The organism is Parasphingorhabdus sp., from assembly GCF_048269915.1.
Taxonomy (GTDB): Bacteria; Pseudomonadota; Alphaproteobacteria; order Sphingomonadales; family Sphingomonadaceae; genus Parasphingorhabdus.
This window is the reverse complement of record NZ_JBLWTY010000003.1, coordinates 489,592-504,245: the sequence shown is the minus strand read 5'-3', so window position 1 is coordinate 504,245 and position 14,654 is coordinate 489,592. Positions and strand designations below refer to the sequence as shown.

The following is a 14,654-nucleotide window of genomic DNA, read 5'->3' as shown; positions in this document are numbered from 1 at the left end:
ATTGAGTGGTTTACCAGACCCTGCCTTCTGGCAGGTTGACCATGCGACATGATATCTGATGGTGGTTGCCAATATCGAGAATTGGATAAGGAAAATCATGACAATGCAAGAGCCAGGCGCGCAGGCACTTTTCGACCGGTTCGGAACCTATATTCTGCCTGGCCGGGTCGAGGATCCCCGTCGCGGAATCGAAGAAGCGCTGGAAACCGAACGGATCGGGCTGGGCGCTGTGTGGATTTCGGAACGTTTTGCACTGAAGGAACCGGCTGTTCTGGCTGGTGCGGTAAGCGAGGCAACTTCGAAAATCCGTATCAACGGCACTTTTTATGCCACGATGCGACATCCGCTGGTGACGGCGAGTGTCGCAAATTTAATGCAGGCGATGAGCGCAAATCGCTTCGGAGTGATGTTTGCTCGCGCTGTTCCAGCCTATATGAAAATGATGGGCGCACCGGCAATCACGATGGAAAGGCTTGCCGACTATATCAGCATATTCCGGCGCTTGTGGGCCGGAGAGACCGTTGAATATGACGGAATTTTGGGCAAGTTTCCGATGCTCAAGCTCACGGATTTTCATGATGGCCCAAAGCCGCCGATCATTTTTACCGCAATTGGTCCCAAGAGCCTCGCCTTTGCCGGAACGCATTGCGATGGGGTTTTGCTGCATCCCTTCATTTCACCAACCGGGGTCCGGAACAGCACCAAAATCGTCAGGGATGCTGCCGAGAAAGCCGGGCGGGATCCTATGTCGGTGCGGATCTATCACAACATCATCGTCGCGCCTGACTTGCCGAAGGACGAGGAAGATGCCGTGGTTCGCGGGCGGGCGATCACCTATTTCGAATTGCCCGGATTTGGCGATCTGATCGTCGAGATCAACGAATGGGACAAAGGTGTTTTGGATAAGGTCCGCGCGCACCCGAAAATTGCCAACCTGAATGGAAAGCCGGCCGATCAGGCCTATACCCGCCAGGAACTGGTCGATGTCGGACAGCTTCTGCCGCAACAATGGATCGACGAAGGGGCGGCCGTCGGGACCGCGGCCAACTGCGCCGACCAGTTGATGCACTATCTGGATGCGGGTGCCGACGAAATCTTGCTGCACGGCGCTTCGCCCTTTGACATGGGACCGCTCACAACGGAATTGAAGCGCGCACTGGCGGCAAGGGGGCTTTAGTGACATTGTCTGCTGCACAGGTGCAGGCCCGTCTGCGTGACTGGCTCGATACCAATGTTGACGGCTGGTCCGACGTTCGGCTGCGACCGCTCGAAGTTGCACTGGGTTCGGGTTTTTCGGCTGAAATATTTTTCGTGGATGTCGATTTCCGGGATGCGGATGGATCGCAATCTCGCACTTTGGTCGTCCGCCGTCAGCCGGGCGATCTGGAAGTTGTGCTCGGATCGAGTCTCGAATTGCAGGGCCGGATGATGGCGGCACTGGACCGGTTGCGGGTAACGCCCGTGCCCGAATGGGTGGGGATGGAACTGGATTCAACCATACTCGACATGCCATTTCTCATAATGGGGCGGGTAGATGGGCAATCTGCGACGCAAAATCCCAATTACAATTCGAAAGGCTGGCTGGCTGAGATGAGCCCGGTCCAGCGGAGACAAAGCTGGAAAAACGCCATCGAAGCTTATGCGAAGATGAGCCGGATCGACTGGCAGGCCGATGGATTTTCATTCCTTGCGCGGAGTGAATGGGGCGAGCCCGGACTGGATCAATATCTCGGCCATATCGAGGCCTGGTATCATGGTTGCCGCAAGGACCGGGTGATGCCCTATGTCGACAGGGCGATCGGTTATATCCGCGAGCAGCAGCCGAAAGATACGGATGTGAATGTCCTTTGGGGTGACAGTACACCGTCCAATGTGATGTTCGCGGATGATGGCAGCGTCAATGCGCTGATTGACTGGGAATTGGCTGCACTTGGCCCGTCGGAGCTGGACCTTGCCTGGTGGCTCTATTTTGATGATTTGTTCAGCCGCCGGTTTGGTGTTGAACGGCTGGAAGGCCTGCCAACCCGAGACGAGACCATTGCCATCTGGGAATCCGAAACCGGACGCAGGGCGCAGCATCTTGAATATTATGATGTGGTTGTTGCGCTGCGCATGGCGCTGGTCGCCGTTGGCGCATTTGACCGGCAGGTGGGCATCGGTAATATTCCACCCGAAAACAAGTCACTCAATGCCAATTTCATGACGCTCTATCTGGCCGAAAGACTGGGAATGAAACTGCCCGAACTGGGACCGGATTTCTATGCCTTCATGAGCAACATGACGCCGGTCGATCAGAAAGACGACGGCTAGGAATCCCGCTCCGTCGACCGATCGTCTTCAGCCTCGAACAATCAGATCGAAGGAAGAAGCATGATGGAAAATACCGGATCGCATTCTATCGGTGATTGCGCAATCAAGGTGGAAGAAAACCCGTCGATGAGCCATATTGCGACAAAACACCGAAGAGCGGTTTGCGGAGGAAAATGATGGCGAAAACGCCGCGAGAAATAATCGACGAAGGAAAGCTGGGAAAGTGGCAGATCGCGGCCCTGGCTATGACGATCCTGCTCAATGCGCTGGATGGCTTCGATGTGATGTCAATCAGCTTCGCCGCTCCCGGCATTGCCGAGGAATGGGCGGTTCCCAAAGATGTGCTCGGCTGGGTGCTTTCGATGGAGCTGATCGGCATGGCTGCCGGTTCGATTCTGCTGGGCGGCATGGCTGATCGCTTTGGTCGACGCCGGACTATCATCGGCTGCCTTGTCGTGATGGCTACGGGAATGCTCCTCGCTCCAACGTCCAGTGATGTCACGCAATTGTCGCTATGGCGATTGCTGACAGGCCTGGGAATTGGTGGAATGCTTGCCGCGCTGAACGCCACCGTCGCTGAATTTGCCAATGCGCGGTACCGCAATCTGGTTTTGCCGTTGATGGTCATCGGTTATCCGCTGGGTGCATTTTTTGGCGGCATGGTCGCGAGCGTTTGGCTTGCTGGCGGTGACTGGCGGGTCGTTTTCTACCTCGGTGCCGTCCTGACCATAGCATGTATACCGTTAGCATTATGGTTGGTTCCGGAAACGCCTGACTGGCTCAATGAAAAGCGACCTGCACGAGCGCTTGAACGGATCAACGGGGTTTTGCAGCGGTTCGATTTGCCGCAACTGAACCAGTTACCCGATCCACCGCAGAAACAACCGCGCGCACCATTTGTTGAAATTTTGCAGCCGCCTTTGCTGGCGCGCACGATATTGTTGACGCTGGCCTATCTCACCCATGTCACGGCCTATTATTATTTCGTCAAATGGATTCCCAAATTGGTTGTCGATATGGGGTTCGATGCGAGCGCCGGAGGCGGCGTACTAACATTGGCGATGCTTGGTGGCGCCGTGGGAGGTGGATTGCTTGGTGTCGTCTCGCTGAAAATCGGAATAAGAAAGGCAACGGTGATTTCATTGGCCGGCGCATTCGTGATGCTCAATATCTTTGGCAGGGCACCCGCGGATATCGCGATGCTGGGCTGGATTGCCGGGATCACGGCGTTTTTCTCCAATGCTGCGGCCGTTGGGTTTTATGCGCTGCTGGCAATGGCCTTTCCACCGCGCGTTCGTGCGACAGGGACCGGATTCGGTATCGGTTTCGGCCGAGCGGGCGCCGCGATGGGACCGGCACTGGCGGGGATCCTGTTTGCACGTGGTCTCAATATGGGCGATGTTTCAACGATCATCGCCATTGGTTCGCTATTGTCCATATTTGCAATCCTGCTGCTAAAAATGCCAAAATCGGCGACGTCTGACTGATGGGGATTTTTACGCATAATTGTGTCGGCACCAATGACTTGAAGGGGGCGGGGAAATTCTACGATGCCGCGCTGGCACCCTTGGGCATCACGCGGCTGGGTGACTTTCTCGATCAAGGGCTTGCCTATGGACAGAGAGCCGCCGAATTTCTGGTGCTCAAGCCGATTGACGGGCAGGGGGCCTCCCCGGGCAACGGGATAACCATCGGATTCAAGGCACCGGACCGGGAGGCGGTAGCCGCATTTCATGCAGCTGGCTTGGCGGCTGGTGGCAGCGATGCCGGCGCACCCGGAATCCGGGGAGCGGTGCCGCATGCTTATGGGGCCTATCTGTTTGATCCTGACGGAAACAAGATTTGCGCCTATTGTTTCAAACAGCCATCCGGCTGATTTTCGCCAGACCATTTTCGATGAGGGGCTGCTTGCGTTCGATCACTTCCGCACGGAATTGGATGATGTCATTGTCCTGCCAGATATGGGTTCGGATCGTGTCTCCTGGATAGACAGGCGAGGTGAACCGCACGCCGATTTCGCGCAAATTCTTTGCAGTACCACCACAACAAGCATGAACTACCGCTCGCGCCACAAGCCCCATGGTCGACAAACCATGCAATATGGGACGATCAAAACCCGCATTTTTTGCGATATCGGGATCGATATGCAGAGGGTTACGGTCACCGGATAGACGATAGGTCGCCGCCTGCGATAGCGAGGTCGGGAGAACCACCTCGAAATCCGGCGCACGATCCGGAACAGGAGGCAGAGGATCACCGGGCAAGTTGCGTTCACCGCCAAATCCACCGGCGCCGCGAACCAGCCAGGTTTCGCTAGCCTGGGCCACCAGCAGGCCGCTTTGGGTCCGCAATTCCTTTACAGCTCTGACCAACGCAGCATTGCCTTGGCCTTTGTCGGCAATATCGGTGACTCTCGTTTCGCCGATCATGGTTCCGAACGGATCGAGCGGATCGAATATTTTCAGTCGCTGTTCGCCGTGGAGGATGTTCCGCCAGTCCAGCCCCGATCCGGGATCCATCGGCCAGAAACCGGGCGTACCCAGAACCAGAGCCATTGTCGGCAGCACCTGAAGGTCACGCTCGAACAACAAGCTGGTCTCGTCAATCTGATCGCTCAGACCGGTGCCGACACCAAGTGCATAGAGGATCGCGTCGCGCGGATCATAATCGTCCCGTGCCTGCGGAATGTCATATGCCAGCAGTTTATCTACATTCAGGATATTGGTCATTTTATTAGTGCGTTCCCAAGCGCTCGCAAACTTTCCGCCTTTGAACGGCGGGGTGCAGCGGCTTCGCCTGTCATTTGAAATCCATTTTCCCTGTCTTCTGTATTTTCGAATGTCGCTACGGACGTATCCTTTCTTAAGGCAGGCGAGATCACAGACCGGACGATGATTGCTCGGGAAAACTGCTTGTCGGCTTCCTTTAGCTCTTGCTACAGCAAGTTCATGCACCGAACCAGCCCTCTGTCCGACATTCCATCAGGCATGTTTGACCGCGCCACCTTCGATACTGTTGAATAGGTCCTGATGACAGATACTGTCCGCCATTCTTCTTCCGTCACGCTGGACCGCATCCTCAAGGCCGCGCGCGACGCATTTTCCGAGCACGGATTTGACGGTGCAAAATTGGACAGCATTGCCAAATCGGCGAGCGTCTCCAAGCAGCTTGTCTACCACTATTTCAAGACGAAAGAGGAGCTTTACGGAGTCGTACTCGATCGTATTGCAGTGGATGTTCATGCCATGCTCGACACACCCGACTATGACAAGTTATCGCCACCGGAAGCGATTGCCGCTCTGATCGACCGAATCATACAGAATAACATCGATTTGCCCTTTCTGATCGGCATGACCGTGGATCAGGCATTGCATCAGGGTGAGCATGTCACGCGCCGATCACAATATCTTCCTGCGGTTCGCAAGTTTGTGGAGGGCCGCATTGTTCCGATTCTTGATCGCGGAGTTGTGACGGGTGATTTCCGGCCAGGCGTCGATCCCTATTTATTCTACTGGTCGGTCTTCGCTCTCGCGACCGGATCCTTCGCCCAAAACTGGTCAATGTCCGAAACCTGCGGAGTAGACTTCTCTTCCGAACAGGGGATCGCCCTGTGGCGGGATCATGTCGTTGCGCTCACGTTGGGTGGACTGAAAACAGCGGCTTTACCGGCATAAAAAGTCCGCTCTTTCTCTTGCTTCTGTTGCGCATAATATGCGGGACAACGGTAATAAGGAACAAGAGGAGAGTAGAATGGCGTCCTATATGGTCGGTGTTGTTACCAAACATAATCTCGAGAAATATGCGGAATATGCAGCCGCAGGATTTGCTTTGATCGACGGAGTAAATGTCGAGGTCGGTTTAAGCGATGATCCGGAAACACATGAAGGTGAATTTCCCGGAACCTCGATCATCATCATGAAATTTGCCGATGATGGTGCCGCCCGTGCCTGGTATTTATCCGAAGGTTATCAGGAAGTCATTCCGCTCCGGCATGCCGCGGCGGATACGGAATTTGTGATAACATTCGATAGTTGAGGGAGGGCATTATGACCAGTTTCAAACATCTTTTCAGCCCTTATAAAATCGGTAATCTGGAAATTCCGAACCGGGTTTTCATGTCCCCGCATGGCATGGTGGGGCTGGGCATCGGAACCGACGCACAGGTCGGCTATTTCGAAGCGCGGGCCAAGGGCGGTTGCGGCTTCATGGTGATTGCCAGCTGCCAGGTTTTGCCGGCGCCGCTGGTGCCGCCAGGCTGGTTTATCGAAGCCTATAATCGCGAGCATATTCCAGCGATGAAGCGGATTGTCGATGCGGCGCATAAACATGGCAGCAAGATTGCCGTGCAGGGCGTCTGGATGCAGGCCGATCCCTCGCAGCCGCAGGCATCGGGTGCTGCGCCGCACACGGTGATGAGCGATACCCAGCCGCGTTCGATGACGATCGCGGAGATCCGGCAACTGGCAGAAGCCCATATTGTTGCTGCACAACATGCTGAAGAAGCCGGCGCGGACGGATTCGAGTTTCCCATTGGTGGCGGCGCCGGAATGCAAAGCTTCACATCGCCGCTTTATAACAAACGGACGGACGAATATGGTGGCAGTCTGGAAAACCGCATGCGCGTGGTCATGGAAATTGTTGATGGTGTTCGCAAGCGTTGCCATCCTGATTTTGTTCTCGGTCTTGCTGTCAACGCCGATGACACCACTTTGGGCGGTGACGGACTGAGCGAAGGTCTGGCCATGTGCAAATTGCTGTCCGACAGCGGCAAGGTTGACTGGCTCCGGATCACCGCTCGCGGCCAGAAGCCGCAGATGACGCATTTTCACTATCCGTCATCCTATCTCGGTGAACAGGGTACGCATGTCTACGCTGCAGCCGAAGTGAAAAAGGTTGTCGATATTCCCGTGGTTAGCGGCGGTCGCATCCTGGACGCCGCATATGGTGACCAGCTTATCGATGAAGGCAAGCTCGACATGATATTCGTCGCCCGCTCGGTTATTGCCGATGCGGACTGGGCCAACAAGTCACGCGATGGTGAGAAGGATGAAATTCGCGCCTGTATTGGCGATCTTGAAGGCTGCTTCCTGCGATCCTGTATCGGCCATCCGGTCGGATGTACGGTGAACCCGGAAATCGGCAGCGAGTATTTGCCCGCGCCGTCGGTCAGTTCGAATCCCAAGAAAGTGGTCGTTGCAGGTGCTGGCCCGGCTGGCATGCAGGCCGCCTATGATGCAGCACGGCGCGGCCACAAGGTGACACTGCTCGAGAAATCGGACAGTCTGGGGGGCCATGTGATGCTGCAAGCGAAGCTCCCGGGTCTGGAAGATCGCAGCGACATCATCCGCTGGCTGGAACTGCAATTGCACAAGCTCGCTGTGGATATCCGGCGCAACACAGAAGCGACGTCCGGGATTATCGCTGAGCTGGGAGCCGAGGCAGTGATTGTAACCACCGGCGCGCGCTATGCCAGAAATGGGGTCAGCAAGAACCAGCTTGATGGTGTGCCGGGATCAGATCTTGATCATGTCCTGACACCGGAAGACCTGTTGCTCGACTATGCCCGTACGGGTAACCGCGTGGTGGTCTACGACAACACATCCTATGAAGTAGGTCCTGGCATTGCCGAGCTGCTGGCCGATCAGGGCAAGGAGGTTTTCCTCGTGACAATCGACAGCGGTATCGCCATGTCGGTCAGCGAAATCGGCATTAACAAGGTTCTCTCCAAGCGGGTTCTGCCCAAGGTAACTTTCTTGCCGCAAACCGCGATCAGCAGAATCGATCCCGCCAACGTCACGCTAACCGGTTATTCGACGGGGGATGAAACTGTGCTCGAGAATATAGACAATGTCATCATGGTAACATCCAAGCCGCCCCAGGAGGCGCTTTATCACGCATTGTGCGATAGCGGGCTGGAAGTTCATGTTGCCGGCGATGCCCGTGAGGCGCGCTGGAGTGTCTTCGGCACCGATGAAGCGATAAAGGACGGGCGCAGGGCGGCAATGATGCTTTAGGCCTTGATTGGCACAGTATGAACAAAAAGGCCGGGCGATTGCCCGGCCTTTTTTTGATCTCGCGTCTGGCTGGTCTGCCTCCTACCTACCAGCGGAAGGTGAGGGTAGCACCGTAGGTTGCGGGTGGCCCTGGATTATAAGCGACAAAACCAAGCTGCCGGTAGCTGTTAAACAGGTTCTGGCTGTATTTCTTGTCCAGCATGTTCCGTCCCCAGATGGCCAGTTCCAGACCATCAACGCCCAGCTCTGTCGTGACCCGACCATTCACGATGCTATATCCAGGCAAGGTACCAAGGGCATTGGCAATCGCTACATCCGAAAGCATCTGCGATATTTGCGCCGGGGTCAGTGCGGGATTTGTCAGATCGGCAGTTTCCTGACCAAAGTTGCGTGCGGAAATATACGCATAATCGAGGTGGAAAGACATTTCGCCCCAATCTGCCTCGAGCGTTTGCGTGGCACCGATATTCAGCGTCCATTTCGGCGTTTGAGCAACCGATTCCCCGCTACGATCAAAGGGGCCATTTGTACCCAGATCAATAAAGGTACCGGATTCATATTCCGACCAGAGACGCGAAGCAGCTCCCCGAACTTCCATGCCCTCCCATGGGAGCGCACGGACTTCAAGTTCGGCGCCATAGGCACGGATGTTGCCCGAGTTTTGTGCAAATTGCGTCAGGCCGCCATTCACGATACCATTAACGATATTCTGCGCGCCTTTCCGCCAGATATGGAAGACGGAAAGATTGGTCTGAAGCGTTCGATTGAGAAATTCGCCCTTGAAACCGGCCTCAACGTCACGAACATCTTCCGGAGAAAATGCTTCCGATCCAGGAGGAGCCGGGCGGGTGTTGAATCCGCCAGACAAAGAGGCGCCGCCGGTCTTGGCGTATAACAGCATGTCTGAATTGAGCTGGTAGTCGAGCCCGAATGTCCATGCCGGATAGCTGAAGGACGCACTGAAAGGCGCATCACAGGGTGTCGGTGGGGTTGTTCCCGCATTGGGGCCAACGCGGCAGGTGTCGGGCTGCACGACAACCACGCCAACACCCGGCACGAATAATGCTTCGGGTACGCCGCGAATATTATTCACCCCATGTCCGTTGATGCTGCGCTTGTCCCAAGTATAGCGAAGGCCGGCGGTAACGCGCAGGTCTTGGGAAAGATTGTAGTTAGCCTGCGCAAAAACTGCAGTCGATTCCGATTTGAAATCCGTCAGGTTGCGGCCTGATGGCGCCAAGCTCAGTCCGCCCAACGCAGGCACATCATGCAGTGCATAGGAATCAGACCGTTCGACTCCGCTTTCGGTGAAATAGTAACCACCGACGATCCACTCGAGCGAACCGGTGGTACCGGACAGTTGCAATTCTTCACTGAACTGATGCTGCTTGTATTGCGAGTCGAACTCGATGCCGCCAGCCGGCGTACTATCGAGATCGAGTGTGTTGCCGGAATTGGAGTCGCGATAAGCAGTGATCGATTTGATAACCACGCTGTCCAGATCAACTTCGAGCGTCCCGGTGAAACCATAAGCTTCATTATAGTTGCGTGGCGTGTTTACATTGGGTGAAGCCGTCACAGTATTGCCGAAATTGTCATAGAAATTCTGGCGCGTCTGGATGTAGGCTGGCGAATATTGGCCAGGGAACAAGGTCGCCAGCGGTCCGGTTGGATTCACCGCACCAAGCGCGTTCATTGTACCATGGTCATTGGATTTCAGATATTCACCCGATACTGTCAGTGTGACAGGCATGGATTCCGGAGCCCATCTTACTGTACCGCGGGTGGATACATCGGAATCAATATCGCCCAACGGTGCATTGGTGAAGAAATTCCGGCCATAGCCGTCCCGTTCCGTATAGCGTCCCGCCAAGCGCACGGAAAGCTCATCACCTGCGATAGGCAAGGTGGCAGCGGCCTCAATGAGATAATGGTCGTAATTTCCTATTTCCGCTTTCACATGACCGGAAAACTCGCCATCGGGCTGAACTGTTGTAAACTGAACAGCACCGCCTGTCGTGTTGCGACCGAATAATGTGCCCTGCGTACCACGCACCACCTGAATGTTGGCGACGTCAAGGAAGCCAAGGTTACTCGAGATGGGCCGCGCCAGGTAGACACCGTCAAGATATATACCAACTGCCGAATCTGATACCGAGTTTGGACTGTTCTGAGCATTGCCGCGCAGGGCGTAGGTCACAATCGCCGATGGCCCGGTGCCCGCACCACGCGAAAGAAGACCAGGTGCGATGCGCTGGACATCAGTCGCGATCTCCACTTGCAGGGCCTCAATGGCTTCAGCATTAATCGCGGTGACCGCAACCGGCGTTTTCTGCAGATCCTCATCGGTTTTACGGGCAGTGACGACGATGACGTCAAATCCGCCTCTCTGTTCGACGGCTTCTTCGTTCGTTTGCGCATAGCCGATTGATGGTAACATTGTTGCTGCGGCCACGGATGTCGCTAGCGCCGCCTTAAACCGGAATGAATTCATTGGTGTATCCTCCCATAATTGACTCTTGATCATTTGAGCCTGAAACTCTCACATCGTCCGCTTGTACGAACTTGCGTGCTCGTTGTAGATTGCTGGGGAAATTAAATTCCTATCTAAGGGTAGGCAGGGCAGGACACGCATCAAGTTGTGCGCGGGCGTTGCCAAAAAGGCACAGGAAAAATTTTGCGTAGCAGAGCCTATATAGTTCTGGGCTGCATGTTCGATGATGATCAAGTGATGAAAACTGGTCCTTCGCAGCATATCTATAACCACAGCTCAAATTTGCAACGATTGGGGACGCTCTATTGACGTTGCCGCAAGCTCGCTTGGCTCAAGGCGGAAGCGAGATTTGCAACCCTACCCGCAGATAGGTGCTGAGACCGCGGCCTTTGTTGGAGGGGCCTCAATATCAATCAGGTCAGCCAGTGGCCAGTTCAAATTTCAGGAGATACGCCGCAATGCAGGATGTATTTATCTACGACCATGTTCGCACGCCGCGAGGCCGCGGCAAACCGAGCGGTTCCTTGCACGAAATCCCTCCCATTCAACTGGTCACCCAGTTGCTGGAAGCTATCCGCGATCGCAACGGACTCGACACCGCCTTGCTGGACGATGTCGTGATCGGCTGCGCCCAACCGGTCGGCGAACAAGGCGGTGTGCTCGCGCGTAGCGCAGTGCTGAACGCAAATTATGCCGAGTCGGTAAGCGGCCAGCAAGTGCACCGTTTCTGCGCTTCCGGCCTGGAGGCCGTCAATAATGTCGCCGCCCAGATCGGAACCGGCATGGCAAGCGCCGGGATCGGCGGAGGCGTCGAAAGCATGAGCCGCATTTTAATGGGTTATGATAGCGGTGCCTGGGCGGCAGATCCCCGTGTGGCGTTAAACAATTACTATGCCCCGCAGGGCATTGGCGCGGACTTGATCGTGACCCTGGAAGGCTATAGCCGCGAGGATGTTGACAACTACGCGGTCGAGAGCCAGCGCCGAGCTGCCGCTTCATGGGACGCGGGCAATTTTGATCGGTCGATCGTGCCGGTCAAGGACGTGATGGGCGAAACCATTCTGGATCATGACGAATTTCGCCGTCCGCAGACGACGCTGGAATCGCTTTCAGGGCTGAAACCGGCGTTTATCGGTCTTGCGGATATGGGTTTCGCCAGGGTTGCCAAGGAACGTTATCCGCAGGTTGAAGAACTTAATCATGTCCACACGGGCGGCAATTCCAGTGGCATTGTCGACGGTTCCGGGATTGTCATGCTCGGCAATGCGGAATTTGGCAAAGCCGCAGGACTCAAGCCCCGCGCGCGTATCAAAGCCTGGGCATCGATCGGATCCGAACCAACCATCATGCTTACTGCTCCTGTCGATGTAGCGAAAAAAGCATTGAAAAATGCGGGCATGTCGAAAGATGACATTGACCTTTATGAACTTAACGAGGCTTTCGCGAGCGTCGTCATGCGTTTCATGGACCATCTCGACGTCGATCATTCCAAGACGAATGTGGCTGGAGGCGCGATTGCGCTCGGCCATCCGCTTGGCGCGACCGGGGCGATGATCCTTGGAACCGTATTGGACGAGATGGAGCGTCGCGATCTTAACACGGCGATGACTTTGCTATGCGCTGCCAATGGCCTTGGCACGGCCACCATTATTGAACGGGTCTGACCAGATGAGCGAAACTATGCGACATATTACACTGGAAAAGGGTGCCGACGGCATCGCCATTCTTACACTCGACAATGCCGATGAGAGCATGAACGTCGTTTCGGACGATTGGCTGGAAGAAATGAATATTGCCATCGCTAATCTGCGCGATGACGATTCGGTTGCCGGCGTGATTGTCACGTCGGGCAAGCCTGCCTTCATGGCCGGTGCGGATTTGAAGATGATGGTCGACGGATACGAGACACTGACTCCGCGTGAAGCGTATGATTTCAGTCAGAAGGCCAGCTTGATGCACCGGGCCCTTGAAACCATGGGCAAACCGGTGGCGTGCGCAATGAACGGTTTGGCGTTGGGCGGCGGCTTCGAGCTGGCATTGGCCTGTCACTATCGGGTGCTTGCGGATGACTCCCGGGCAGTGGTGGGCCTGCCCGAGGTCAATCTCGGCTTGCTGCCCGGTTCCGGCGGCACCCAGAGGCTGGGGCGCATGCTCGGTTCGAAGAAAGCGCTGGATCTGCTGCTTTCGGGCCGTTCGGTTGGCCCGCAAGAAGCGGTGGATCTCAACATTGTCGACGCATTGGCTCCGGCGGACAAAGTGGTAGACAAGGCGCGTGAATGGCTTGTGTCCGGCCCGTCCGCGACGCGCATATGGGACGAACAAGGGTTTTTCATACCCGAGATGCGCGGCATGATAATTCCCGAGGTTGCTGGCAGCTATACCCTTGAGGTTGCAAACCTGGCAGGCAGGTGGGGATATAATCTGCCTGCACCGGCAGCGATTCTTTCCTGCATTTTCGAAGGTTTGCAGCTGCCATTCGACAAGGCGCTGTCCGTGGAAAGCAAATATTTTGCACGGTTGCTAACCGACCCTGTCGCGCGCAACATCATTCGCACGACCTTCATTTCCAAACAGGCGGCGGAAAAAGGCGCAAGACGTCCGGTTGGCCTGCCGAAACACAAGATAGCCAAAGTGGGTGTTCTGGGTGCTGGCATGATGGGTGCGGGAATCGCTCTGGTTTCCGCCAAAGCAGGCGTCGACGTGGTCCTGATTGACCGTGACACGGCCACTGCCGAAAAGGGCAAGGCCTATAGCGAGAAGAGCTTCGGCAAGCTGGTCGCGAAGGGCAAGATGTCACAAGAAAAAGCCGACGCGATCCTCGCCCGGATCACTCCTACCGACGATTTCGCTCTGCTGGAGGGCTGCGACCTGGTCGTCGAGGCGGTGTTCGAGGATATGGCCATCAAGGCCGAAACAACGAAAAAAGCCGAAGCAGTCATTCCCGCTGCAGCCACTTTCGCAACCAATACGTCAAGCCTGCCCATTTCGGAACTGGCGGAAGCGTCTGCGCGTCCCGATCAATTCATCGGCATGCACTTCTTCTCACCCGTCGACCGTATGGGGCTCGTCGAGATTATCATGGGTAAGAAAACGTCGCCCGAAACATTGGCCAAATCGCTCGATTTTATCGCCCAGCTTCGGAAAACACCGATCGTGGTCAATGACGCGCGAGGATTTTATACGAGTCGTGTCTTCCGCATGTTCATCTTCGAAGGTGTGGCGATGCTGGAAGATGGCGTCGAACCTGCCCGGATTGAAAATGCCGCCAAGGCGGCCGGCTTCCCGATCGGCCCGCTGGCCTTGCTTGACGAAGTCACCATGGAACTGCCGGTCAAGATCATCGCCGAAGGCGAAGGTCAGGAAGGCAATACCTATACGATCGAAAATGGCATGAAGGTGCTGTCGCGGATGATCGAACTCGGCCGGGGAAGCCGCAAGGCGGGTGGGGGATTTTACGACTATCCGGCCGAAGGCGGCAAGCATATCTGGGACGGATTGACGAAAGAATTTCCGTCGGCGGAGGAGCAGCCCGATCAGGACGAACTCAAGAAGCGCTTTCTCTATGCCCAGGCCAATGAAACAGCGCAATGTCTGGAAGAGGGCGTGCTTGAAACAGTCGAAGACGCCGATCTCGGCTCTCTTCTGGGCTGGGGATTTCCAGTCTGGACCGGCGGCACGCTAAGTTTCATCGATACGGTCGGGATCAGAGAATTTGTCCGCGAATCGGACCGATTGGCTCAGGCCTATGGTTCGCGCTTCGCTCCATCCGCATGGCTGCGGGCCAAAGCGGACCGGGGCGAGCCATTTTATCCCTCCAAAGCGAGAGGGTGAACTCC

At 55.7% G+C, this 14,654-nt stretch carries 11 protein-coding genes; 9 read left to right on the top strand and 2 right to left on the bottom strand.

The window, feature by feature from the left end; translation table 11 throughout:
- Nucleotides 1-97: 97 nt before the first annotated feature.
- The 4 genes from ACN0WX_RS10900 to ACN0WX_RS10885 all read left to right on the top strand — a co-directional run bounded on the left by ACN0WX_RS10900 (nucleotide 98) and on the right by ACN0WX_RS10885 (nucleotide 4,186).
- On the top strand, nucleotides 98-1,177 hold the full coding sequence (locus tag ACN0WX_RS10900) for a TIGR03857 family LLM class F420-dependent oxidoreductase (protein ID WP_417622335.1): 1,080 nt from the start codon (nucleotides 98-100) through the stop codon (nucleotides 1,175-1,177).
- A complete protein-coding gene (locus tag ACN0WX_RS10895; RefSeq protein ID WP_417622334.1) occupies nucleotides 1,177-2,310 on the top strand; it encodes a phosphotransferase family protein in 1,134 nt (377 codons plus the stop codon). The genes ACN0WX_RS10900 and ACN0WX_RS10895 overlap by 1 nt, the downstream gene beginning before the upstream one ends.
- A 173-nt stretch (nucleotides 2,311-2,483) precedes the next feature.
- Complete coding sequence (locus tag ACN0WX_RS10890; protein ID WP_417622333.1) at nucleotides 2,484-3,797, top strand: MFS transporter; 1,314 nt, start codon at nucleotides 2,484-2,486, stop codon at nucleotides 3,795-3,797.
- Nucleotides 3,797-4,186 (top strand): VOC family protein, encoded by a 390-nt coding sequence (locus ACN0WX_RS10885; protein ID WP_417622332.1) that lies wholly within the window; start codon nucleotides 3,797-3,799, stop codon nucleotides 4,184-4,186. Before ACN0WX_RS10890 ends, ACN0WX_RS10885 begins: the two co-directional genes overlap by 1 nt.
- Here the strand turns inward: ACN0WX_RS10885 and ACN0WX_RS10880 are convergent.
- Nucleotides 4,167-5,039, bottom strand: a complete 873-nt coding sequence (locus tag ACN0WX_RS10880; RefSeq protein ID WP_417622331.1) for a MaoC/PaaZ C-terminal domain-containing protein — start codon at nucleotides 5,037-5,039, stop codon at nucleotides 4,167-4,169. The two genes, ACN0WX_RS10885 and ACN0WX_RS10880, sit on opposite strands and share 20 nt — an antisense overlap.
- A 300-nt stretch (nucleotides 5,040-5,339) precedes the next feature.
- Between ACN0WX_RS10880 and ACN0WX_RS10875 the strand changes: the two genes are divergently transcribed.
- The 3 genes from ACN0WX_RS10875 to ACN0WX_RS10865 all read left to right on the top strand — a co-directional run bounded on the left by ACN0WX_RS10875 (nucleotide 5,340) and on the right by ACN0WX_RS10865 (nucleotide 8,324).
- Nucleotides 5,340-5,984 carry a TetR/AcrR family transcriptional regulator gene (locus ACN0WX_RS10875; protein ID WP_417622330.1) on the top strand — a complete coding sequence of 215 codons (645 nt, stop codon included), beginning with the start codon at nucleotides 5,340-5,342 and terminating at the stop codon, nucleotides 5,982-5,984.
- Nucleotides 5,985-6,060: 76 nt separating this feature from the next.
- A complete protein-coding gene (locus tag ACN0WX_RS10870; protein ID WP_417622329.1) occupies nucleotides 6,061-6,345 on the top strand; it encodes a DUF1330 domain-containing protein in 285 nt (94 codons plus the stop codon).
- Between the two features lie 11 nt (nucleotides 6,346-6,356).
- A complete protein-coding gene (locus ACN0WX_RS10865; RefSeq protein ID WP_417622328.1) occupies nucleotides 6,357-8,324 on the top strand; it encodes an FAD-dependent oxidoreductase in 1,968 nt (655 codons plus the stop codon).
- Between the two features lie 85 nt (nucleotides 8,325-8,409).
- Here the strand turns inward: ACN0WX_RS10865 and ACN0WX_RS10860 are convergent, their stop codons facing one another.
- Nucleotides 8,410-10,818, bottom strand: coding sequence for a TonB-dependent receptor (locus ACN0WX_RS10860; protein ID WP_417622327.1), 2,409 nt, complete (start codon nucleotides 10,816-10,818; stop codon nucleotides 8,410-8,412).
- Between the two features lie 458 nt (nucleotides 10,819-11,276).
- On the opposite strand from ACN0WX_RS10860, the gene ACN0WX_RS10855 reads away from it, so the two are divergent.
- Nucleotides 11,277-12,482: an acetyl-CoA C-acetyltransferase gene (locus ACN0WX_RS10855; RefSeq protein ID WP_417622326.1), complete on the top strand. Its 1,206-nt coding sequence runs from the start codon at nucleotides 11,277-11,279 to the stop codon at nucleotides 12,480-12,482.
- Nucleotides 12,483-12,498: 16 nt separating this feature from the next.
- Nucleotides 12,499-14,649: a 3-hydroxyacyl-CoA dehydrogenase NAD-binding domain-containing protein gene (locus tag ACN0WX_RS10850; protein ID WP_417622325.1), complete on the top strand. Its 2,151-nt coding sequence runs from the start codon at nucleotides 12,499-12,501 to the stop codon at nucleotides 14,647-14,649.
- Nucleotides 14,650-14,654 lie beyond the last annotated feature (5 nt).

What these genes read in the sequence shown, in the direction of transcription:
- ACN0WX_RS10865 (WP_417622328.1), top strand. Translation starts at nt 6,357, where the DNA reads ATGACCAGTTTCAAACATCTTTTCAGCCCTTATAAAATCGGTAATCTG.
- ACN0WX_RS10850 (WP_417622325.1), top strand. Translation starts at nt 12,499, where the DNA reads ATGCGACATATTACACTGGAAAAGGGTGCCGACGGCATCGCCATTCTT.
- ACN0WX_RS10900 (WP_417622335.1), top strand. Translation starts at nt 98, where the DNA reads ATGACAATGCAAGAGCCAGGCGCGCAGGCACTTTTCGACCGGTTCGGA.
- ACN0WX_RS10890 (WP_417622333.1), top strand. Translation starts at nt 2,484, where the DNA reads ATGATGGCGAAAACGCCGCGAGAAATAATCGACGAAGGAAAGCTGGGA.
- ACN0WX_RS10880 (WP_417622331.1), bottom strand. Translation starts at nt 5,039, where the DNA reads ATGACCAATATCCTGAATGTAGATAAACTGCTGGCATATGACATTCCG.
- ACN0WX_RS10860 (WP_417622327.1), bottom strand. Translation starts at nt 10,818, where the DNA reads ATGAATTCATTCCGGTTTAAGGCGGCGCTAGCGACATCCGTGGCCGCA.
- ACN0WX_RS10870 (WP_417622329.1), top strand. Translation starts at nt 6,061, where the DNA reads ATGGCGTCCTATATGGTCGGTGTTGTTACCAAACATAATCTCGAGAAA.
- ACN0WX_RS10885 (WP_417622332.1), top strand. Translation starts at nt 3,797, where the DNA reads ATGGGGATTTTTACGCATAATTGTGTCGGCACCAATGACTTGAAGGGG.
- ACN0WX_RS10875 (WP_417622330.1), top strand. Translation starts at nt 5,340, where the DNA reads ATGACAGATACTGTCCGCCATTCTTCTTCCGTCACGCTGGACCGCATC.
- ACN0WX_RS10855 (WP_417622326.1), top strand. Translation starts at nt 11,277, where the DNA reads ATGCAGGATGTATTTATCTACGACCATGTTCGCACGCCGCGAGGCCGC.